The following is a 22,435-nucleotide window of genomic DNA, read 5'->3' on the forward strand; positions in this document are numbered from 1 at the left end:
CCCAGTCGAGCACACAGGCTTGAAAGTGCGTAGGGTCGAGCCTGGCGAAGACCCGATTGAAGGTGTCATGGGAGGGTATACCGGTGTGGAGGTCCAGGAAGCTTGAGAGCCAATCCCGTTTGAGTTCCCCAAAATCCTCCATGTCATAGAAGCTGTCTGCATCGCTGAGCACAGCACACAGGGCAATGACGATCACGTTGATGAGGGGTTGATTGAGCCCTCGGTTTGTCCGGGGATCAGGGAGCTCAGAGAAGTGCTGGACTGCGAGTTTCAGTTGCTCGGGGTTCATGTCTTACCTTAACCCCTTCGCGACGTGCGTCACCCCTGCAAATCCCCATCACCTCACACCACTTCCCTTCAAAATTCGCTATTCTGGAGTGTTATGAGTCGTACCCCCCGCAAACCCGAGTTGATGAGTCCTGCCGGTTACTGGCCGGAGATGCGTGCTGCCGTTGAAGCTGGTGCAGATGCAGTTTTTTTCGGCATGAAGCACTTTACCGCCCGAGCCAAAGTCGGCTTTGAGATTCCTGAACTTCCCGATGTCATGCGTTTCTTGCATGAACGTGGAGCAAGGGGTTTCCTGACTTTCAACACCCTGGTGTTTGATCGGGAAGTTCGCATGGCTGCCAGAGCGATTGAAGAAATTGCCACGGCTGGCGTGGATGCCATCATCGTGCAGGATCTGGGGATTGCCCGTCTGGCCCGTGAAATCTGCCCTGAACTGGAAGTCCACGGCTCCACACAGATGAGCATCACCAGCAAAGAAGGGGCGGAGTTGGCCCACCGCTTTGGGGCCAATCGGGTGGTGCTGGGTCGTGAACTGAGCCTGAGAGACATTGAGCGCATTGCCAGCAGCACCGACATCGAACTGGAAGTGTTTGTGCACGGTGCCCTGTGTGTGTCCTACTCGGGCCAGTGCTTTTCCAGCGAGGCATGGGGAGGCCGCAGTGCCAACCGTGGACAGTGTGCTCAGGCCTGCCGTTTGCCTTATGACCTGATTGTGGATGGTGAATACCGCAACCTTGAAGAAGCCCGGTATTTGCTGTCTCCCGGCGATCTTTATGCTTTGCATCAGGTGCCTGAACTCATGCGGATGGGCATCGACTGCTTCAAAATTGAAGGCCGTTACAAGGATGCAGAATACGTGGCCATCACCACACAGGCTTACCGCAAAGCCATCGATGAAACGTGGGAAACGGGTGGGTTTCACATCTCTCAGGAAGAGGAACGGGACATCGAACAGGTGTATTCCAGAGGCCTCGGGCCATGGTTCATGCAGGGGACCAACCACCGTCAGGTGGTGAAAGGTCGGGCTCCGCGTCACCGTGGGATCAAACTGGGAGAGGTCACCGAGGTCGGACGCGGTTTCGTGCGTGTGAAGTGTGCTTTTGAACCGAAGCCCGGGGATGGTCTGGTGTTTGATGCAGCCCACCGCAGAAGCCCCGAGATGAAAGAAGAGGGCGGCAACATTTATGAGGTCTCCCCTGTCAAAAAAGGCATTTTTGAATTGCGTTTCGGCAATGGACAGATTGATTTCTCCAGAATTGCCGCTGGTGACTGGGTGTGGCGCAGCAACGATCCCACCCTGCAAAAGAAACTCAAGCCCCTGACCGAAGCCAGCAAACCGGTCTACACCCGTCCAGTGAATTTCGAGGTGTATGCAAAAGCTGCAGAACCCATGACGTTGGTGGCCTCCGACACCGAAGGGCACAGTGTGGTGGTGGTCTCGGAAAATCCTGTGCAAGCTGCCCAAAACCGTGCACTGACCATCGAAAGTTTACAAACCCAACTGGGCAAACTGGGCGGAACCCCTTTCCATCTGGCAGACTTTCATGCCGATCTGCAAGATGGGCTGTTCATGCCCCTCGGAGAACTGAACACCCTCAGAAGGCAGGCCATCGAGGATTTGCTGGCTTTGCGTGGCAATCTGCCCCAACGGAATGTGTCTGCTCTGGATGAGGTGCGACCTCTGGCGCAGCCGCACCCTGCTCCCTCCAGAGGTCCTGTTCAATTGCACTTGCTGGTTCGCACCCCAGAGCAACTGGATGCTGCCATTGAAATGCAACCAGCCTCGATCACGCTGGATTATCTGGAACTGTATGGCCTGAAACCCAGCGTCCAGAAAGTCAAAGAGGCCGGAATCCGGGTGCGTGTGGCCAGCCCAAGGATCCTCAAACCCACCGAGCAGAACATCCAGAAATTCCTGCTGTCTCTGGACTGCGAAATTCTGGTGCGTTCAGGCGGTTTGCTGGAGGGTTTGTTGAAAGTAGACGAGCGTCCAGCCCTGACCGGAGATTTCAGCCTCAACACCGCCAACGTGCTGACCGCTGAAACCTATCTGGACCTCGGGGTGCAGGCGGTGACCCCCACCCACGACCTGAACGCCCGCCAGATCGAAGAACTGGCAGAGGCCATTGGCGGAGACAATGTGGAGGTGATTGCTTACCAGCATTTGCCTGTGTTCCACACCGAGCACTGCGTGTTCTGCCGTTTCCTCAGTGAAGGCACCGATTACACCAACTGCGGGCACCCCTGCGAATCCCACAAAGTGGCCCTGAAAGACAAACGGGGCTTGCTGCATCCCGTCATGGCCGATGTGGGCTGCCGGAACACCGTCTTCGGGGCAGAAGCCCAGAGCGCCACCCGCCACCTTGCCGGATGGCAGGACAGCGGCATCCTAAATTACCGTCTGGAATTTGTCCACGAAGGTGCGCAGGAAGTCCGGGAAGTGACCCGTGCCTATCAGGCGTATTTTGCTGGAAGTCTGAATGTGACAGAACTCGAAGTCCGTTTGAAAGAAGTCACCCAGCAAGGCATCACGGAAGGCAGTTTGTTTGTGCCCCATGATTTTGAGAACTTGCCCCAACTGATGTGAGCTGCAAAACCAAAAAGAGGAGCAGCAAAGCTCCTCTTTTTGGTTTTAAAGCATTTGACAGAGAAATAAGAGGTTGATGCTTGAGGTCGTGTTGTTTGAAATAGAAGGATTCAAAAGAATCCTTCTATTTCACTGTTAAACGCAGTAATCCTGTTTAAGGCTGGATGCCTCGGGCGAGGAAAGCATTTTTCACTGCCGTGGCAGCAGTGGTGCCGTACATGGCCTGCGCTGTGGTCACAGTTGCTTTTGCAGCAGCATTGAAACTGGTGTCTGGGGCAAACTTGAACTGGGCGTTGATGATCACCCGGTCTGCTTTGTAGGCACCCAGGGCTTTGCGAATGTCGAACAGGGCTCTGGACCAGATTTCACCATCGGCGTGCACTTCACCGATCATGTCTTTGACGGTTTTGCTGGTGTCGGTCCGGCGCAAGCAGTGGGGAGCAGGGGTGTAACTGACGCTGTCCCAATCTGCAATGCAGGCCAGATCGGCTTTGATGGGTGCACCATATTTCTGGGCCACGGCCTCTCCAACGGTCAGGGCCAGATAGTCACCGAAAGCCTCTCCAATGGATCCAGCCTCCAGAGAACTTCCAAAACCCGGCACCTGTGCATCATGCACAGCATGTCCGTACTCGTGGACGATCACTTCGCCGTCTTCGGCATCATCCACGCCACCTTTGCCCATGCGGATTTCGTCTTTGGTGTCGGTGCTGAAGGAATTGTCCTGCCCCCACTGGTTGATGCGGATGTCCTGCGACTCCATGTTGACGGGAGGCAGTTCTCCGGTGCCAAATCCCAGACTCTGGATGTGTTTCTGGGCTTCAGTGATCCAGAAATAGGCCATCACCTGCTCAAATTGATCGCTGCTGCGGGTGTAATTGAGGGGTCCGCCCAGCACCTGCACAGGTTTTCCAGTTTCACTGCGCACAGTGGCCCATTTGCCCTGCAACGCACCACTGCCGTCCAAGTCGGTCAGCACCACTTTGTAATAGGCACTTGCTGGAACAGCACTGTCTGCATCTTTGTTGTCCTGAAGGGTCTGGTCTCCAGAGGTTTGCACCGGGTTGGGCAGGAAGACCTGTGCAGCAACGCTGGTGGGTCCAGCAAGTTTCTGGACTGAAAGGGCATTTCTGTCGGCTGTGGAGTTGCAAGCCGCAAGCAACAAAAGGGAAGCGGAAACCAGCAAGATTTTGCAGTTCATGTGGACCTCACAACGTGGATTTGGGTGATCTTACCTTACATTTCTGATGCATTTCTGATCAAACTGCAAAACCCCTGCCTGAAACAAATAAGCATCTTCGCCTACTTTGCTCTGATGCAGAACAAAATGGAAGCATCAAGGAGGCACACATGAAACGAAAAATCGGCACACAAGAGGTCAGTGCTCTGGGCATGGGCTGCTGGGCCATCGGAGGGGAATGGTTTGCTGGAGAACAACCCCTCGGATGGGGCAAAGTGGACGATCAGGAATCCATTCGGGCACTTCATGCGGCTCTGGAGATGGGCGTGACCCTGTTTGACACCGCAGACATTTACGGCTGCGGTCACAGTGAACGTGTTCTGGGAGAAGCCTTTCAGGGCAGAGAGGACATCTTCATTGCCACCAAATTCGGCAATGTGCCAGAGGAAAACAGCAAACAGGTCCTCGGGGAAAACACCTCTGCGGAATACATCGTGCAGGCCTGTGAAGCCAGCCTGAAACGCCTGAAGCGTGAACACATCGACCTGTACCAACTGCACATCAATTTTCATGACCTGGACAGCTCTTTTCAGGTGGCAGACACCCTTGAAAAACTGGCCGATGAAGGCAAAATCCGTGCTTTTGGATGGAGCACCGACGATCCCGAGCGTGCAGCAGCATGGAAGGATTACCCCCACTTCAAGGCCGTTCAGCACTCCATCAATGTGCTGCAACCCGCCACAGGAATGCTGCGCACCTGTGAAGAACTGGATCTGGCCAGCATCAACCGGGGTCCTCTGGCCATGGGCCTCCTGACCGGAAAATTCAGTCAGGGACAGCAGCTCTCTGACACCGACATCCGGGCCAAAACCCCAAGTTGGTTGGAAGACTCGGGCTGGTTCAAAAATGGCGTACCCGGTCAGGAATTTCTGGACCGTTTGGAAAGCGTCCGTGAAGTGCTCACTTCAGATGGTCGCACCCTCACACAGGGGGCTCTGGCATGGCTGTGTGCTGCCAGCGAGAAAACCTTGCCCATTCCCGGTTTCAGAACCGTCAAGCAGGTGCAGGAAAACGCTGGAGCGCTGGAACATGGCCCCTTGAGCCCAGAGCAATTTCAGGAGGTGGAAACCCTGCTTGGCCGGAGGTAAGCTCAGGTGAGCAGTTTTTTGATGATCACGCCCTGCAATTCTTCTGTGGAGTTGCAGGGCTGAAGTTCTTCTCTGGGAATGAGGGGTTTGAGCTGGCCTTTGTGGATGACATACACGCTGGGAGCTTCGGTGGTACCGTATTTGCGAACAAAACCGTCCCGGTGCATGAAACGGGATTGATAAGGCAAGCTGGACACAAAAGCCTTCCATTGTGCATCCTGCCCGAGCAGGCCATGGGTCAGGGCATAGAGTTTGCAGGGGTGGTTTTGAGGTGAAAAAGCCGCCTGACTCCAGGCTTTCAGTCGGCTGAGAAAACTGCCATCTGTGTTATACACAAAGATCAGCTTTTCCACTTTTTTCACTTTAAGTGTTGAGACTGGTTTTTACAGTGACAGATTTGCCATCCTCATGAACCCCTGAGCACCTGTGCGATGCCTTGCACCTGCACAAAAGCCTGTTGGCCTTCTTGCAAATGGGTGTTGTGGTGGGCGTGCACCAACACTTCCTGATCTCCACACAGGCAGGTGTACGTGGCATCGTGGCCTTTGTATTCGCGGTGCTGGATGGTGACGGGCACTCCAGAGTCTGCAAAAGCAATGTCCTCGGGGCGCACGGAAAGCAAAACTGGCCCTCTGGCTTCTTCGCTGAGGGTCAGTGCACCAAGGCAGGTCTGGGCCACTTTGCCAGAGGCCTTGGCACTGATCAGGTTGCTGCGCCCCAGAAAGTTGGCCACAAATGCCGTTCTGGGAGCCTGATACACCTCTGGAGGTGTCCCGAGTTGTTCGATTTTTCCGGCCCGCATCAGCATGATCCGGTCTGCGAAACTCAGGGCTTCTTCCTGATCGTGGGTGACCAGAATCGCGGTCATGCCTGCTTCACGCAGAATGGCCCGGACCTCCTGACGGGTGCTGTGCCTGAGGGCAGCATCCAAGTTGGAAAATGGCTCATCCATCAGGATCAGTTTGGGTCTGGGGGCAAGCGCTCGGGCCAGAGCCACCCGTTGTTGCTGACCTCCCGAGAGTTCATGGGGATACCGTTTGGCGAAAATGTTGAGGCCCACCAAACCGAGCACCTGTGCGGTGCGCTCTTCCCGTTCTTTGCGGGTCATGTTTTTCAGCCCAAACATCACGTTCTGGGTGACGTTCATGTGGGGAAAGAGGGCATAATCCTGAAACACCATGCCCACATTGCGTTTCTCGGGGGCCAGAAAGATGCTCTGGTCCATCAGAGGGACACCATCCAGCACCACTTTGCCCTGATCTGCACGCTCAAAGCCCGCAATGACCCTGAGGGTGGTGGTTTTGCCGCACCCAGATGGACCCAGCAAGGCCAGCATCTCCCCTTTGTACACGGTGAAGGAGAGGTCATCCAGAACAGCAGGAAACCCTGCTGCATACCGTTTGGTGAGGTGTTCGATGCGCAACACTTCCGTCATTTTTTCTCCTGCAACACCAGACCTGCAAAAATCCCCGAGACCACCACAATGGTGATCGCGTAAGGTGCAGCATCTGCAAACATGGCTTCTGAGGTGTACGCCCAGACGTTTTTGGCCAGCGTTTCAAAACCAATCGGGCTGAGCAAAAAGCCGATGGGCAACTCTTTGAGGACACTCAGGAACACCAAGGCCAGACTGGCCAGCAAACCCGAGCGCATCAGGGGGAAAGTCACTCTGGCAAAAGCTTGCATGGCGTTGTACCCAAGCGAACGCGCAGCTTCTTCCAGCCTTGGGGTGGCTTGATACAGGCTGGCACGCACCGGACCGATGGCCTCTGCCAGAAAGTGCAGCACATAAGCGCCAATCAAGAGGGTCAGGGTCTGGTAAATGCCCGGAACAGCTTTCAGGGAGAAGAAAATCAAGGCCAGAGCCAGAGCCAGAGGGGGTGTGGCATAGCCGAAGTAAGCGCTGCGCTCGATCAGGCGGGTCCAGAAACCGGGGTACCGCACCCCCAGATAGGCCGGTGGGACCGCCAGAAAAGTGGTGATCAGGGCAGCAGGAATCGCCACCTGCACAGAGTTCCAGAGCACCTCAAGCCAGTCACTGACCCCCTGTTCAATCCCTTGTTTGAGCCAGAAAAGGATTGAACTGATGGGGACCATCAGGGTGGCTCCTGCCACCAGAGCCACAAAAGCCAGAGCAGGAAACGTCCAGCCTTTGAGGTGCAGGAGTGGTGCTTTGCGGGCTGCACCACTTCCCAGACGGGACAATCTCAGGCGTCCCAGCAATCTGGCCTCTAACCAGAGGGTGGTGGCTGTGACCACAAGCAGCATCAGGGAGAGCCATGCTGCATACACCCGGTCAAACGCTGCATTGTACTGCTGGTAAATGGCATAACTGAAGGTTTCGAACCGCATCAGGGACACCACTCCGAAGTCACCAAAGACGTGCAGTGCAATCATCAGGCTTCCGGCGTACCATGCTGGACGCAACTGGGGCAACGTCACCTGCCAGAACACCTGCATGGGAGACCTGCCCAGAGACCGGGCGGCCTCTTCAAGGCTCGGGTCCAGGTTTTTGAGGGTGGCCCAGAAGTTCATGAACAGGTAAGGGAAGTTGAAAAGGGTCAGCACCCCCAGAGCCCCCCAGTACCCCACAGGGTGAGGCCAACGGATGCCCGTCAGGCTCTGGATCATGCCGTCGGTGCCACTGGCGGCCAGCAAAGCATACGCCCCCACATAACCGGGCACGGCCAGAGGCAGCACCCCCAGAAACACCCCCAACTTGCGCAGGGGAAAATCGGTGCGGGTGGTCAGAAAGGCCAGAGGCAGTGCCAGCAAGGTGGAGGCCGTAACCGTGCCCAGCATCAGGATCAGGGTGTTCCAGAGCAATTCCAGATTGCGCACCCGGAACACAATTTCTTTCAGGTCTGCCCCATCGGCTTGCAAGGCACGCAAAACCAGATAGACCAGTGGAATCATCACCCCCAAAGCCGTCAGGGTGGAGAGCACAACAAACAGGGTGGGGGGTCTGGGGGATCTTCTCAACACAAGGAACCTGCTACCTCAAGCCGTTGCCGTTAAGACGACTAAGCTTATCGGATTAATAGAATACAAAAATGGAGGGCGCTTTTGGCCCCCCATCTCACATTGGTATAGAAATTAAAGTGCAACCTGAATTACAGGAGTCCCACTTCACGCAGCAGTTTCTGGGCCTGCTCCAAACGTGGTCCGAGCTTCTCCTGATCGATCTTGGGGCTCAGTTTGGCTGCATCGTTGAAGGGCAGCAAGGTGGAGGGCAGGATGGTGTTGTTGGCAGCAGGGTACTCAAAGAGTTCTCCAGTGAAGAACTGCTGGGCTTTGGCCTGCAACAGGTAGTTCAGGAATTTGGTGGCATCGGTGCGGTTCTTGCTGGTCTTCAGGATGCCTGCACCCGTCACCAGAGCCAGACTGCCCACATCTCCGGCCTGGAAGTAATGGGTGCCGATGGGAGCACCAGACTTCACAAAACGCTGGATGTAGTAGTGGTTGGTCAGGGCCACATCGATTTCACCGTTGCGGATGCCTTCCATCATGGCCACGTTGGAGGCAGCGTAAGACTTGGGCTCCAGGGCTTTCATGCCCAGCAACCATTCTTTGGTGACCGCTTCACCTTTCAGGGCGATCATCGCACCAATGAAGTCCTGAAAGCTGGCGTAGGTGGGGGTCCAGCCGATGCGGCCTTTGAGGTTGGTTTGTTTGGGCAGGTCAAAGACACTCTTGGCGAGGGTCTCGGGTTTGATTTTATTGGTGTTGTAGGCCATCACCCGGAAGCGCACCGACAGGGGCACCCAGGTGTTGTTGCTGGGGGTGTAGGTGTCTGCAAACTTCTTGTTGAAGGTTTTGGACAGGGTGGAAAGCAGTTTGGCATCGTTGGCAATTCCGAGGGTGCCAGAGCTGTTGGCCCACAGGATGTCTGCAGGGCTGGCTTTGCCTTCTTCTTGCAGGGCAGCCAGAATGGCAGAGTCGGTGGCGTAACGCACGTTCACTTTGATGCCGGTGTCTTTTTCAAACTGCTGGACGATGGGGTCAACGAGACCTTTGCTGCGTCCGGTGTAAACAGTGATGGTTTTGCTCTGGGCCAGTGCAGCACCTGCGATCAGGGCTGTCAGGGTGAGGGTCAGGGTTTTTTTCATGAGTGGGTCTCCCTTGAGGGACAACCACCCGGTTTCCCTCTCAACAGCCTAAATCCTAAGTAAGTTACTCGGATTTGTCAAGTAAGGATTTCGGCTTTTGTCTGACCAAAACAAAAATCCCGCCTTGGCGGGAGAAAAACACGGATGCTCTGGTGGTTTTTCAGATCACTGGCGCTGAACGCGGTCTGGCACCACAAACAACTGCACCCAACTGGGAGCACTCCAGACCCAGGAAGAAGACCTTTGCAACTGGGATTTGGACACCATCTCATAGACTGCAGGTTGCAGGCTCTGGCTGGGATAAGAACCGCTGGCACTGATGGGAAAAGAGAGCACCACACTGGTGACCAGCACGGAGCCCAGAAGTCCTCCCATCACCCCACCCAGAATTTTGTAGGTGAGGGATTCCACCTGATTGCGGACCAGGAAAGAAAGACCCTGTGCAAAACCAAAACCCACCACCAGAGTGATCAAGACGGCCACCCAGCCTGTGATGGTGCCAAAACTGGCCATGATGGGCAAAAGCAGGAAAACCACCAGTGCCCAGATGGCCCCGCCCACGCCGCGTTTATAGCCCAGCACAGCAATGCCAGCCCACAAAACCATCAACAGGGCGTCAAGGATGTTAAATTGCCAAGTCATATGTCCTAGTATGACCTGTAAAACCCGTAAAATAAAGTTATGATTCGAATCCTGCTGGTAGATGATCACGCCCTGTTCCGTCAGGGCATCAAGAGCCTCCTCGAAAGCGAAGGAGACATCCGCGTCATTGGTGAAGCGTCCAACGGCCGTGAGGCCATCCGTTTTGCCGCTGAAACCAAGCCTGACCTGATCCTGATGGACATCCAGATGCCCGAACTGGACGGCGTGAAAGCCTGCCAGAGCATCCTGGAAATCGACCCTCAGGCCCGCGTGATCATGATCACCATGTACCGTCAGGACAGTTATGTCTTTGAGGCCCTCAAGGCAGGTGCGCGTGGCTATGTGCTGAAAGACGCCGATGCCAGCACCCTGATCGACGCCATCCGTCGGGTGGCCGAAGGGGAAGCCCTGCTGAATGCCGACCTTGCTCAAAACGTGCTGGACGATTTCCGTCACAAAAAAGAAGTGCTGCCCAGCGAAAAGCACGCCGACCTCAACGAGCGTGAAACCATGATCCTGCGCCTGCTGGCACAGGGCCACAGCAATCAAGAAATCGCCATCAAGATGGACATCAGCGAAAAAACCGTGCGCAACCGCCTGTCGGAAATCTTTGCCAAGTTGCAACTGAACAACCGCACGCAAGCCGCCCTGTATGCCATCCGCGAAGGCATCGCCAATCTGGAATGAAAAAAACCGCCCCTCCCCAGAAACGCACCTTCAAAGCAGGCTGTCAGCGCACCTGGGAAATCGTCACTCTGGAACCCGATCTGGCGTATCTGGAGTTGGCTTTTCCAGAGTGCCCCACCTGCCTGCACCTTGTGGAGCCTGAAGGGGCAAAACCTTTCTGCACCCTCAGACCTCAGGATGCACCCCATCCTTTTGCCAGTCTGGGCAAACTCAAACTTTAACCCGGCAGTAAACTGACAGGTGTGAATCTGCATCCCTGCCTTGCTGAACTGGTTTTGCGTTTCGATGGTGAAGTCTCGCTCTGTGTCTCTGACTTGCAGGGCGAGTTGCTTTTTGTTCATGAAGAACATCGGGTGTTCAAAGCAGCCAGCCTGATCAAACTGCCCATCCTGAGTTGTGCTCTGGAGCAGGTGCAGCAAAATGGCCTGTCTTTGCAGGACCGTCTGGCTGTGTCCAGAGAAAATCAGGTGCCCGGTGCAGGCGTACTGCATGAGATGGAGACCGGACTGTCCCTAACGGTTCAGGACCTCCTGACCCTGATGGTGGTGATCAGTGACAACACCGCCACCAATGTTTTGATCGAGGCCCTGGGCATCCACACCATCAACCAGCACATTGAGCGCATCGGCCTGAAAAACACGTTTCTGGTGGGCAAACTGCAAATGCCTCCAGAGGGGCAAAACGAACAGCAGAAAGCCGGACAGCGCAGCACCACTTCTGCAGCAGACATGAACCTCTGGTTGCACAAATTGGTACACACAGAGTTACTGAATCCAGAGCTGGGTGGGTGGGCCACAAATGTCCTGAAACGCCAGCAAGACCGCAATGTGATCGCCAGACGTTTGCCCCGCACTCCAGAGGGGGAGTTGTTGTTCGATGTCGCCAGCAAAAGTGGTGAAATCAGCCTGCACCGACATGATGTGGGGATTGTTTATGCAGCCAGACCGTATGTGGTTTGCCTGCTCTCCAGAGGGTCAAAAGACCTGAGGGAGCATCCCGACCATCCCCTCACCTTAAGCCTTGCTGAGCTGTCTGAGCGAATTTATTGGTTGCTGCAAAGCCAATAGCGATTTTTGTTCCATTTCGGGACGTTCGTCCCAACGTCCCCCAAGCAGTTGCATAAAATATAAGGATGTGTAGGTGTGATGTCCCGCTGCGTGTGGGAGAGCCGAGCGGCACATGTTATGCTACTTGGTGCTAGATTTCCTGAGATAGGTAGGTCAAATGGAACGGAATGATACAACCATACCGGCAGTGTCCCTGATCGTGGCGGCAATATTCTGGGTGATATTGCTGTTCCTCTTTAACTCCACCCTGAAGTCCCATGGGGCAGAAAAAGAGGCAGCCGCCGCTCCTGCAGCTGCCACAGCAAGTGCAGGTGACTGGGAAAAAGGCGGCAAGGCCATTTTTGAAGCAAGCTGCGCTGGTTGCCACGGGGCCAACGGTGAAGGTGGCTTTGGCAAGAAGTTGGCTGGAGAACCTTTCGTCACTGGGGATCCTGCTGCCGTCATCAACATCATCCAGAAGGGCAAAGGCGGCATGCCTGCTTTCCCCCAACTGGGTGAAGCTGACCTGCTGAACGTGGTGAACTTCATCAGAAACAGCTGGGGCAACAAAGCCGACATCGTCACCCCAGAGATTTTTGCCTCCAAAGGGGACGAAGAAGCCAAACTGGCTGCCCTCAACCGCTCCCGCTTCGTGCCAGACCACCTCGGTCTTCCCGAGATCTTCCTGACCACCTTCGTGATCATCCTGACCATTTACGGTCTGATCGGCCTGTACTCCGCATGGGCAGAAGGTGAAACCCTGAAACCCGGCGTCCACCTAGTCCGCAGCAACAACCTGGCTTTTGGCGGCATCATCCTCTCGATGGTGGGTGTGCTGTGGTTCGGCTACCTGTTTGTCCGACAGATCTTGGAAGGCATTCAAGGCAGTGAAGCAGAAAAAGCCATGCCCATCAATGTGACCGCTGAAGGGACTTACGCTGCCATGGTGCTGTTGTGCCTGTCGGCTGCCCTGATGCTTTACAAGAAGTACTTCATGGATGGCGAAGCCCTGGTGGAAGACGCCTCTGGCGAATTCCCCTGGTAAGAGGATAAAAGATGAGTGACCAAAAACTTCCAAAAAGTGAAATCAGTCGGCGCAAGTTTGTGACTGGCGCACTCGGGGTCACTGCTGGCGTGGGCGTGCTGTCTCTGGCCAGTGTGGTGGGTGCACTGCGTCCTGCCAAGCGTCCCCCAACTGCCGAGCAAAAGCCCCCAGCAGCAGGAGATGTGCTGGTTTATGCAGAAGGCACCAACAAAGACCAGCCGATCAAACTGGCAGATTTGAAAGACGATGGTGCCATGATCAAAGCATGGCCCAAAGGCGACGTTCTCAAAGACAAGAACGACAACAACCTGCTGATTCTGTTCCGTTACCCTTCAGGCACCCTCAAAGAACCCACCAAACTGGAAGACACCGCAGAAGGCATCGTGGTCTACGGTGGCATTTGCCAGCACCTCGGCTGTCAGGTCAACCTGAAAGACGACGGCAGTCTGCTGTGCCCCTGCCACTCGGGTTCTTACGATCCCAAAGCCGGGGGTGAAGTGATCGGTGGGCCACCCCCCCGTCCCCTGCCCCAGCTTCCCATCGAAATCAAAGATGGACAGGTCGTGGTGAAAGGTTACTATGTGCGTCCCCGATACGGTGAATCCGTCAGTGACTGGCAGGTCAACCGTGAAGATGCCAAGGGAGGAGCGTAAATGAACCAGTGGCTCGACGAACGTTTACACATCAGCCGCCTGAACGACAAGTTCCTGCGCAAAGCCTTCCCTGTGCACCACAGCTTCTTCCTCGGTGAAATCACCCTGTTCTCTCTGGTGATCCTGATCATCAGTGGAATCCTGCTGACCTTCACCTATGAACCCAGCACCCGACTGGTGGATGGGGTTCCTGCGGCCTACGCCAGCATCCTGAAAATCAACAGCATGCCCTTTGGAGACATGCTGCGCCGCATTCACCACTGGAGCGCCAACATCATGGTGGGTGCTGCAGTGATCCACATGTTCCGCATCTACTTCTCGGGAGCTTTCAAAAAGCCCCGTGAAATCAACTGGTGGATTGGCTTTCTCCTGCTGATTTTCAGTGCCCTGACTGCTGTCACGGGATACTGCCTTCCCTACGACCAGTTTGCTTTCGCCACCCTGAAAGTGATTTACGGCATCACCAGCAGTGTTCCTTTCATCGGTCCATGGCTTGCTGAGCTGTTCTTCGCTGGTCCCTTCCCCGGTCCTGGCATTGTGTCCCGCTTCTACGGTTACCACATCATGCTGCTGCCCGGCATTCTGGTCGCCCTGACTGCAGCCCACATGCTGCTGATGATCAAACAGAAGCACACCCAGCCCGGCTATGCCAAAAAAATCGCCTACAAGAAAATTGTGGGTGTGCCCCTCTCCACCCAGCAAAGCATCATCATGATCATCCTGTTCGTGCTGATGACCGCCCTCATCGTGCTGTTCAGTGCCTTCATTCCCGTTCACCCTGTGGAAGTGTATGGTCCACCCAGCAACTCCACCCCCACCATCAAACCCGACTGGTACCTGCTGTGGATTTTCGGCATTCTGGCCATCATGCCCCCAGAGTTTGTGAAGCTGCCTGAAGATCCCACCCTGATCACCAGCAGCCAGCAAGCCCTGGCCACCCTGCTGAACCCCGAGTTCATCGGAGCCATGCTGATCCCCGGCCTGATCCTTGGCCCTGTGTTCCTGGCTCCCCTCTTTGACCGCTCCAAAGAGAACCTGTATTACGCCGAGAACCCCACCGAGCACCCCAAGCGTCTGGCTCTGGGTCTGGCGTGGTGCACCCTCATGATCGTGCTGTCTGTGGCCGGCTACAAACCCGAGATCCAGACCGCCTTCGAAAATGCACGTGGCATTGGCAGCATGGATGCTGAAGCTGCTGCTGCTGCCAAAGTGGTCATTGAAGGTCAGGTCAAGATGATGCTTTACGCTGCCATCGTGGTGCTGCCCATCATCGTGTACATCCTGACTTTCGGGGTTGTGCGCATGATCAAAAACAGCCGTGAAACCGATGCCCGCGAAATGGCAGCTTATCAGGACATGCTTGCCAAAGAAGCCGCTCACGGTCACGACGACTGAGAAGTCCAGTCAACCCCTTGAAGCGATGCACATGCATCGCTTCATTTTTTTCATAATGGAAACAGCATGGAGACTTTGCGGTATTTTGCCGAGCAGGCCAAAACACTGGAATTGAGCCCGGACACCTTAGACACTGCCTCTGAGGAAGCCCTCCGTACCTTTGCCAGCCGGGTGTTGCAGGAACTGGTGGCACAGGGTTTGCTGGAAGATGGAAGTCAGGTTGGATGTTTCACCGCTTATGCAGGGAGGTCAGGAGATGCTTAAAAATTACCGTTTGTGGTGGCATGCCCCGAGGCTCAGGCACACCAGTGGCGAAGAAGAGCGCAAAGTCAGCTGGCTGGAATTGTTCTTTGATCTGGTGTTTGTGGTGATCATTGCCCGCCTTGCCCACCATTTTGGAGAGCATCCTTCGTGGTATGGGCTGGGAGAGCTCGCCTTGCTGTTCATTCCGGTGTGGTGGGTCTGGATTGCTGGCACCATTTACACCGACCGCTTCGAAACCGAAGATTTGAGTTACCGGACCCTGATGTTCGTGATGATGCTCATTGTGGGGGTCATGGCGGTGTTTGCGCCTTATGGCCTTGGCAAATACGCCGACGCTTACGCCTGGAGTTACGTGTCTGCCAGAGTGCTGATCATCGGCATGTGGCTGAGGGCTGGCAAACACAATCCCATTGCCCGACCCATGACCAACAAATTTGCAGTGGGTTTTGGCATGAGTGCAGTGCTCTGGGCCATCAGCACCCAGTTTGATGGAACCCTCAGCGTGGTTTTGAAAGGTGTTGGACTGGTTTTTGACACCCTCACCCCCTTGTGGACGATTCGGGATCAGGCCAAATTGCCCCGACTGTCCAATCACAAATTGCCTGAGCGCTTTGGCCTTCTGGTCTTGATTGTGCTGGGTGAAAGCATTGTGGGCATGGTCAATGGACTGGCCGATGCCAAGGACCGCAATGTGCTGGTGTTTGTGCGTTACATTCTGGGGGCTCTGGTGGGTTTTGGGCTCTGGTGGGTGTACTTTGATTTCGTTGGGCGACGGGTGCCCAACCGGGCCAACATCAAGCTTTCTCTGGCCTGGAGTTACGGCCACCTGCCCATGCTGATTTGTGCTGTTGCTGTGGGGGCCATGATTGCCCATGCCATCGGCACCAAAGAGCCCGAACCCATCACTTTGATGTTGCTCTGTACAGGATATGCAGGTGCACTGCTGTGCATGGCCCTGCTGGAATTCACCCTTGCTCCAGAGCATCCTGCTGTGGTGCATCCTGCAACCTCAATGGGTTTGAAAATCCTGCTGGCCGCTGTGGCCTTGATGGTGGGTCTGGTGTTCCATCAACCCATTGCAGTGCTGGGTGCCCTGAGCGTCCTGAACCTGGTGATGATGCTTTACGGATTGATCTGGTGGTTCAGAAGTCCCCATTCCAGACCGGGTGGTCCATCCCATCATCACGCACCAGAACACCACTGAAACCCACATGTGCACGACCAGAGGATGCCTGTCCTCTGGTTTTTGTTGTGCTGCGGTGTGGTGCTGCATTTTTGGTACAATACCTAGGCTGAGCCTGAAAAAGGCTGATTCACACGCAACAATCGGGCGAACATGTCCGATGTGCCAATTCCGATGAGGTGCAACCATGGCAGGTCACAGTAAATGGTCCCAGATCAAGCGCAAAAAGGGTGCCAACGACAAAAAACGCAGCGCCACCATCAGCAAACACATCCGTGCCATCACCAATGCCGTGCGCAGTGGAGGCAGTGGAGATCCCGCAGGCAACCTGGCCCTCAAGAACGCAATTGCTGCCGCCAAAACCGATACGGTGCCGGTGGACAACATTGACAATGCCATCAAAAGGGCCGTGGGAAACAGCGAAGGGGCCACCGAATACAAAGAAATCGTGTATGAGGGGTATGGGCAGGGCGGAACCGCCATCCTGATTGAAACACTGACCGACAACGTCAACCGCACGGTGGGCGAGGTGCGTTCCGTGTTCAACAAAAAGGGAGGCAACATGGGCAACAGTGGCTCGGTTGCCTGGCAGTTCGACAAAAAAGGCATCATTCAGGTGGGTCAGAATTCACCTGAAGCCCAGGAAACCGCCATCGAACTTGGTGCAGAAGACCTTGAAGAAAACGAAGATGGCACCCTGACCATTTACACCTCCAGAGCCGACCTGTTCACCGTCTCTGAGGGCCTTTCCAATGCAGGTTTCGAAGTGACCGAAGCCAGCCTGCAAAACATTCCCCAGAACACTGTGGCCCTGAGCGCAGATGACGCCAACAAACTGATGGTTCTGATTGAAGCCCTCGAAGACCTGGATGATGTGCAGACCGTCACCTCGAATGCAGATTTCAGCTCTCTGGAAGAATAAAAAACACCTTCAGAAGGCCGGACCCTGTCCGGTCTTTTTGTTTGGCAGCACACACCAGAGGCTCCAAACTCACCGGATTTACATTCAGAGGGAAACAGGACAGGTAAAATGGCATCAATCTGACGGTTTGCATCACAAGCAAAAGTCAGGTTGATGTCTTTTCCATTCATCCTGCAACGGCAGGATCTAAATCCCACAGGAGTATGCATGTTCACCCAAGCTGTTCGCTTTGACAATGGTCCCAAACTCCATCCGATGTCCACCGAGACCCTGTATCCGGTGAACACCCATGTGATTGTCCAGTCCCGACGGGGGCTGGAAGTGGCTCTGGTGCGCACAGAGCATCAGGAAACCCCCCGGCGTGACCATGGGGGCATCATTTTGCGTGAAGCCACCCCCGAGGACCTCTCAGCCCGCGAAGAAAACCACAAGCGTGCTGAAGATGTGAAATGGTATTTGCGTGCCAAGGTGCGGACCCGCAAACTGCCTGTCAAAATTGTTTCCGTTGAATTCACCCTCGACCAGTCCCTGCTGACCATGGCCTACAGTGCAGAAGAGCGGGTGGAACTGTCGGGTCTGATTGCAGATTTGCGCCACCTCACCCCTGCAAAGGTGAACTTTTTTGCTGTGGGACCCAGAGAACAAGCCGCCACCCTTGGCGCTCTGGGCATGTGTGGTCGGGAGTCCTGCTCCAGCACCCACCTGCAAGAGTTCGCTCCGGTCAGCATCCGCATGGCCCGCGACCAGCAACTTCCGCTGAATCCAGAGAAGCTCTCTGGTCCCTGTGGGCGCTTGTTGTGCTGCTTGCAGTACGAGCACGAGATGTATCAGGAGTTGCTGTCAGAACTGCCCAGAAAGAATGCCAAACTGTGCCACACCGAATCGGGAGCCTGTGGCAAGGTGGTCAAGCTGAGTCCCCTCAGGGGCACCCTCGAACTGCTGACCGAGGACGGCACCATGATTGAAGGCAAACCCGAGGAGTTCAGCAAACTGTGATGGACGGCATGACGTTTGAAGGCTGGGGATGGTTGCTGGTCTCTGGCGTCATGACGTATCTGGGGTTTTCCATGCTGGCCCGGTATTCCGAAGCCAGCACCCGTTTCGGGGTGGCAGCCATTCTGGGCTTTGTGGCGTACTGGCAACCCCAACTCTGGTGGCTGGGTGTTCTGGGACTGTTGCAAGCCCTGATTTTGCTGTTCATCCACTGGCGGGTGATTTACGGTCATCCCCATTTGCTGCGCTGGATGCAGGTCGGGATCTTCACACCAGAGTTGCGAAACCACTTTGCGAAATTGTGGCTTGAGTGGCGTGGGCTGCGCAACCTGTCCCTTCCTGAACACCCTTTGCGGGGTGATGTGCAATACCTCTTGCAAGAACCCAGCATGCAGGCCCTGAGGGAAACCCTCAAAGGCAAAGCCCCTCTGGACGCCCTGACGGATTTGTTCTCTGCCAGTCCAGAGCAAACTTTCGCAGCCTCCAAACGTCTGAAATTGAACTCTGGATACTGGATTGGCCGGGCGATGTTCTTGCAGGGGCAGCAAAATCAGGACAACGGCTACCTGCAAATGGGGGCGCAACGCATGATTTCCAGCCTCAATGTCCGTGAGGACCTTTTTGCATGGAAACTGCTGGATGCAGAGGCCCTGCTGTCTCCCTATGGCCTTCACATCCGTGAGGCGTATGTTTCTCGGGTTCAGAGCACCCCGGCCACTTACACCCTGCTTGCCCTGCTCATGCTTTTCTTTTTGTGGGAATTGGAAGTGGGTGCCACCAACAGCACCCAAATCCTCTTTGAACTGGGAGGCAACCTGCGTGCACACACTTTGGAAACCGGCGAATACTGGCGTCTGGTGACCAGTGTGTTTTTGCACGCTTCATGGCTTCACATCGGCCTCAACGGTTTTTACCTGTATCAGATTGGCAGAGAGGTGGAGCGCAAGATCGGTCCCAATGCCCTGATGTTTGCCTTTGTGGTTTCCGGGGTGGTGGGCAGTCTGGCCAGTTCTCTGCTCGGACAGGGGGATGCTGTTTCCATCGGGGCCAGTGGTGCCCTGTTCGGTCTGGTGGCTCTGGAATACACCGTCACCAGAGGCAACTTTGCCCAGCGTTTGCGCAAGTTTCAGGCGAATCTGGGTTCTTTGCTGGCCATGCTGATGATCGGCTTCCTGATCCCCAACGTGGACAACTGGGCGCACCTCGGGGGTCTGGTGACAGGGTTGCTGTTGGGCTTCAGTTACAACCGTCCAAGCCGCACCGACCAGATTATCATGGCGGTGATCGCCAGTGGGGTGATGCTCTGGGGCGTGATCAGCTTGCTGGTGTACCGGTCCAATCTGGTCTAAAGTTGCTTTTTCGGTCAGCCTCTCAGGAGGCTGATTTTTTGTGGATTGACAACAGGTCTGGTGTGGATCAAAAATGCAAGCAATTACTTGCATACATCAGGAGGAAACATGCCGGCCATTCAAACCGAAAACCTCTGCAAAAGTTACCGCAACCACAACGTGGTCCAGAACCTCAACCTGACGGTCCAGCAAGGGATGGTTTTTGGTTACCTCGGGCCCAACGGTGCAGGCAAAACCACCACCATCCGCATGCTGTCCGGGGTCATTGAACCCAGCAGTGGGAGTGCCACCATTGCAGGCATCTCCCTGAAACATCCAGAGCAAGTCAAAGCCCGGATTGGGTATGCCAACCAGACCGCCAGCGTCTACACCGACCTCACTGTGCAGGAGAACCTGCGTTTCAAAGCCGGAATGTACCTGAAACCCCGTCAGGTGCAAGACGCCATTTCGCGCACCGTTGCCCTCTTGAAACTGGAGCCTTACCTGCACACCCTTGCCGGGTCACTCTCTGGAGGTTGGAAACAGCGCCTTTCCATTGGCACAGCCATCATCCACAACCCGCAAATTGTGTTTCTGGATGAACCCACCGCAGGACTGGACCCCATCGCAAGGCGTGAACTCTGGGATGGCATTTATGACCTTGCCAAAGCAGGCACCACCGTCTTCGTGACCACCCACTACATGGACGAAGCCGAGCGCTGCCATGACATTGCGCTCATTCACTCTGGAAAGGTGCTGGCACAGGGCAGCCCTGAACAGCTGCGCAAAAGCCTCAAAGGCCACCACTATGAACTGGAACCTGCACAGGTGATGCAGGCCCTTGAGCGCAGCAAAGCACTGGGCTTGCAAGACGCATGGATCACCGGCAGCAACCTGAGGGTCAGCAGCGAACAGCCCCTCTCTCCTGACATCCTGAAACAACTCGGAGACCACCCCAGAGCCGTCTCCCCCACCCTTGAAGATGTGTTTGTGGCTCTGGCCAGAGGGGTGAAATGATGGAGCGCATTCTGGCTCTGGCCCAAAAAGAATTCATGCAAATTCGCCGGGATCCGGTGTTGCTGAGGCTGGTTTTGCTGTTGCCTGTGGTGCTCCTGATCCTGTTTGGTTATGCCCTCAACACCTCCCTGAAAAACATTCCCCTGGGTGTGGTGGACCACGCACAGGACCGGGTCAGTCGGATTTTGTTGGACCAGTTCAAGAACGAAAACCGTTTTGCTCTGGTGCCTGCCACCACGCTCGATGCTGCTCTGGAAGCCGTCAAAAATGGAGAAACCCACGGGATTCTGGAGGTGCAACATGGGGCCTTGCAAGCCATGCGAGACAACAAACCTGTGGAGTTCACGTTGCGCATCGATGGATCGGACCCCCAAATCACCGCACAGATCCGGGCACAGGCCAGCGCAGCCATGCAAGACTTCACCAAAAAGGCTCTGGCTGGGCGTGCCCTGACTGAAAACATCAGTGCACCTGTCGAACCGACCTTTGAAACCCTGTACAACCCAGACAACCGCACCGCAGTGTTCATGGTGCCCGGCATCGTGGGCCTGATTCTGGCCCAGATCACCACCCTGCTCACCTCCATAGGTGTGGTGCGGGAACGGGAGGTCGGAACCCTGGAATCCCTGATCGCCACCCCCATCCGGCCCGGAGAAGTGATTCTCGGAAAAATGCTGCCTTACTTTGTGCTGGGACTGGTGGACGCAGCCCTGATACTGGTGCTCGGGCACTGGGTGTTCGGGGTTCCATTGGTGGGCAGTGTGTGGCTGATTGCACTTGCGGCTTTCCTGTTCGTGCTGGTTTCACAAGGAATCGGCATCCTGATTTCAAGCGTGGCCCGGACACAGGTTCAAGCCATGTTCGGATCTTTTGCCATCCTTTTCCCGAGCATCTTCCTCTCTGGCATGCTTTTTCCCATTCAGGGCATGAACACCTTCTTTCAAACCCTGAGTTATGCTGTGCCCCTGCGGTATTTTCTGGACATCATGCGCGCCGTGATGCTCAGAGGGACAGGGTTTGAGAGCCTGTGGGTGCCTTTCACCTGCCTTGGGGTGTTTGCCCTGCTGATGGTGACCCTGGCCAGCCTGAGGTTCCGCAAAACCCTGTGAGGCTGCACTTTGCCTTCTCAGCATGATGTAGTGTAAAACCCTGAGGAATGCCCACACCATGACCCGAGCCGACACCCACCACCGAATTCTGGACGCCACCCTTGCATGCATTCTGGAGATGGGCCTATCTGGTGTGACCACCCGTGCCATTGCCACCCGTGCCGGAGTCAATGAAGTCACCCTGTTCCGCAAATTCGGCAACAAGAACAACCTGCTCAAAGCCGTGATTTCCAGAGAAGCCAGTCTGGTGGCCTCCCACGACATCCGCTACACCGGAAACCTCACCGATGACCTGACCCGGGCCGTCACAGGCTACATCGAACTCGGGCAACGCAGACCCGGCCTGATTGGCGTTCTGATGTCCGAGTTGCCCCGCCACCCTGAACTGATTGAAGCTTTTGAAGGTCCCATCGGCATTTTGCAAAGTGGCATTCAGATGATCCTGAGGTACCAGCAAGAAGGCCAATTGAAATCCGAGCATCCCTTTCAAACGGCGGTCTCTTTGATTGCCCCCATCATCGTGATGGGGGTTGCCCGAAACCTGCTGCCCTCTGGCATCACCCCTCCCCCACCAGATGCCCGGGAAATCGTGCAAAACTTCCTGCAAGGCCGTGGCCTTTCTGAATCCCAATAAGCCTGAACAACTACCTTGAAGCTCTTGCAACCTCAAAAAAACCATGCTATTATTCCCCTTGCCTAAGTCCGGGTCCTTAGCTCAGTCGGTAGAGCATGCGTCTCCAAAACGCAGGGTCGTAGGTTCGAGTCCTTCAGGGCCCGCCAAATTCTCCCTCCCACAAGGAGGGATTTTTCTTTGCAATCCCACACCCTGAGCAAGCATG

General features: G+C 55.4%; 23 protein-coding genes and 1 tRNA gene. 17 read left to right on the forward strand and 7 right to left on the reverse strand.

All coding sequences use genetic code 11. The annotated features are described in order from the left end of the window. Positions 1–289: ISAs1 family transposase (locus Q371_RS20980; protein ID WP_034344158.1), on the reverse strand; the 289-nt coding region annotated here is incomplete at its 3' end. Between the two features lie 93 nt (positions 290–382). Here Q371_RS20980 and Q371_RS20985 point away from each other — a divergent pair. Then, positions 383–2,875, forward strand: a complete 2,493-nt coding sequence (locus tag Q371_RS20985) for a U32 family peptidase (protein ID WP_034344159.1) — start codon at positions 383–385, stop codon at positions 2,873–2,875. A gap of 154 nt (positions 2,876–3,029) precedes the next feature. On the opposite strand, the gene Q371_RS20990 is transcribed toward Q371_RS20985, so the two are convergent. Then, positions 3,030–4,076, reverse strand: coding sequence for a M4 family metallopeptidase (locus Q371_RS20990; protein ID WP_034344160.1), 1,047 nt, complete (start codon positions 4,074–4,076; stop codon positions 3,030–3,032). Positions 4,077–4,225: 149 nt separating this feature from the next. Here Q371_RS20990 and Q371_RS20995 point away from each other — a divergent pair, with 149 nt between their 5' ends. Continuing rightward, the gene (locus tag Q371_RS20995) at positions 4,226–5,203 is read left to right on the forward strand and encodes an aldo/keto reductase (RefSeq protein WP_034344161.1); all 978 of its coding nucleotides are present in this window, start codon (positions 4,226–4,228) and stop codon (positions 5,201–5,203) included. A gap of 2 nt (positions 5,204–5,205) precedes the next feature. Here the strand turns inward: Q371_RS20995 and Q371_RS26160 are convergent, their stop codons facing one another. The 5 genes from Q371_RS26160 to Q371_RS21020 form a co-directional block, all read right to left on the reverse strand. After that, positions 5,206–5,556 carry a hypothetical protein gene (locus Q371_RS26160; protein ID WP_157442862.1) on the reverse strand — a complete coding sequence of 117 codons (351 nt, stop codon included), beginning with the start codon at positions 5,554–5,556 and terminating at the stop codon, positions 5,206–5,208. A gap of 53 nt (positions 5,557–5,609) precedes the next feature. Next, positions 5,610–6,638: an ABC transporter ATP-binding protein gene (locus Q371_RS21005; RefSeq protein ID WP_034344162.1), complete on the reverse strand. Its 1,029-nt coding sequence runs from the start codon at positions 6,636–6,638 to the stop codon at positions 5,610–5,612. Next, positions 6,635–8,188 carry an ABC transporter permease gene (locus Q371_RS21010; protein ID WP_051964967.1) on the reverse strand — a complete coding sequence of 518 codons (1,554 nt, stop codon included), beginning with the start codon at positions 8,186–8,188 and terminating at the stop codon, positions 6,635–6,637. The genes Q371_RS21005 and Q371_RS21010 overlap by 4 nt, the downstream gene beginning before the upstream one ends. 128 nt (positions 8,189–8,316) lie before the next feature. Beyond that, a complete protein-coding gene (locus Q371_RS21015) occupies positions 8,317–9,312 on the reverse strand; it encodes an iron ABC transporter substrate-binding protein (protein ID WP_034344163.1) in 996 nt (331 codons plus the stop codon). A gap of 165 nt (positions 9,313–9,477) precedes the next feature. Next, positions 9,478–9,954, reverse strand: coding sequence for a hypothetical protein (locus tag Q371_RS21020; protein WP_034344164.1), 477 nt, complete (start codon positions 9,952–9,954; stop codon positions 9,478–9,480). 39 nt (positions 9,955–9,993) lie between these two features. On the opposite strand from Q371_RS21020, the gene Q371_RS21025 reads away from it, so the two are divergent. The 15 genes from Q371_RS21025 (at position 9,994) to Q371_RS21095 (ending at position 22,376) form a co-directional block, all read left to right on the forward strand. Next, positions 9,994–10,641: a response regulator gene (locus Q371_RS21025; protein ID WP_034344167.1), complete on the forward strand. Its 648-nt coding sequence runs from the start codon at positions 9,994–9,996 to the stop codon at positions 10,639–10,641. Then, a complete protein-coding gene (locus Q371_RS21030) occupies positions 10,638–10,862 on the forward strand; it encodes a hypothetical protein (RefSeq protein WP_034344169.1) in 225 nt (74 codons plus the stop codon). The genes Q371_RS21025 and Q371_RS21030 overlap by 4 nt, the downstream gene beginning before the upstream one ends. A gap of 21 nt (positions 10,863–10,883) precedes the next feature. Then, positions 10,884–11,708, forward strand: coding sequence for a serine hydrolase (locus Q371_RS21035; protein ID WP_051964970.1), 825 nt, complete (start codon positions 10,884–10,886; stop codon positions 11,706–11,708). A gap of 217 nt (positions 11,709–11,925) precedes the next feature. Then, positions 11,926–12,732: a c-type cytochrome gene (locus Q371_RS21040; protein ID WP_245618402.1), complete on the forward strand. Its 807-nt coding sequence runs from the start codon at positions 11,926–11,928 to the stop codon at positions 12,730–12,732. Positions 12,733–12,743: 11 nt separating this feature from the next. Further along, on the forward strand, positions 12,744–13,385 hold the full coding sequence (locus Q371_RS21045) for a QcrA and Rieske domain-containing protein (protein WP_034344176.1): 642 nt from the start codon (positions 12,744–12,746) through the stop codon (positions 13,383–13,385). Further along, entirely contained in the window at positions 13,386–14,780 is a 1,395-nt protein-coding gene (locus Q371_RS21050) for a cytochrome b (RefSeq protein ID WP_051964974.1), read from the forward strand. 66 nt (positions 14,781–14,846) lie between these two features. Further along, positions 14,847–15,044, forward strand: a complete 198-nt coding sequence (locus Q371_RS21055) for a hypothetical protein (RefSeq protein WP_034344180.1) — start codon at positions 14,847–14,849, stop codon at positions 15,042–15,044. Further along, positions 15,037–16,248 (forward strand): low temperature requirement protein A, encoded by a 1,212-nt coding sequence (locus Q371_RS21060; RefSeq protein WP_051964976.1) that lies wholly within the window; start codon positions 15,037–15,039, stop codon positions 16,246–16,248. The genes Q371_RS21055 and Q371_RS21060 overlap by 8 nt, the downstream gene beginning before the upstream one ends. A gap of 166 nt (positions 16,249–16,414) precedes the next feature. Then, positions 16,415–17,149: a YebC/PmpR family DNA-binding transcriptional regulator gene (locus Q371_RS21065; protein ID WP_034344182.1), complete on the forward strand. Its 735-nt coding sequence runs from the start codon at positions 16,415–16,417 to the stop codon at positions 17,147–17,149. Positions 17,150–17,356: 207 nt separating this feature from the next. Continuing rightward, on the forward strand, positions 17,357–18,145 hold the full coding sequence (locus Q371_RS21070; protein WP_034344185.1) for a PSP1 domain-containing protein: 789 nt from the start codon (positions 17,357–17,359) through the stop codon (positions 18,143–18,145). Continuing rightward, positions 18,145–19,491 (forward strand): rhomboid family intramembrane serine protease, encoded by a 1,347-nt coding sequence (locus tag Q371_RS21075; RefSeq protein ID WP_034344188.1) that lies wholly within the window; start codon positions 18,145–18,147, stop codon positions 19,489–19,491. Before Q371_RS21070 ends, Q371_RS21075 begins: the two co-directional genes overlap by 1 nt. A gap of 108 nt (positions 19,492–19,599) precedes the next feature. Beyond that, positions 19,600–20,487, forward strand: coding sequence for an ABC transporter ATP-binding protein (locus Q371_RS21080; protein WP_034344191.1), 888 nt, complete (start codon positions 19,600–19,602; stop codon positions 20,485–20,487). After that, entirely contained in the window at positions 20,484–21,596 is a 1,113-nt protein-coding gene (locus Q371_RS21085) for an ABC transporter permease (RefSeq protein ID WP_211253877.1), read from the forward strand. The genes Q371_RS21080 and Q371_RS21085 overlap by 4 nt, the downstream gene beginning before the upstream one ends. Before the next feature lie 58 nt (positions 21,597–21,654). Further along, positions 21,655–22,230, forward strand: a complete 576-nt coding sequence (locus Q371_RS26165; RefSeq protein ID WP_051964978.1) for a TetR/AcrR family transcriptional regulator — start codon at positions 21,655–21,657, stop codon at positions 22,228–22,230. Between the two features lie 70 nt (positions 22,231–22,300). After that, positions 22,301–22,376: transfer RNA gene (locus Q371_RS21095), tRNA-Trp, on the forward strand. Positions 22,377–22,435: the final 59 nt, after the last annotated feature.

The organism is Deinococcus misasensis DSM 22328, from assembly GCF_000745915.1.
GTDB lineage: Bacteria > Deinococcota > Deinococci > Deinococcales > Deinococcaceae > Deinococcus_C > Deinococcus_C misasensis.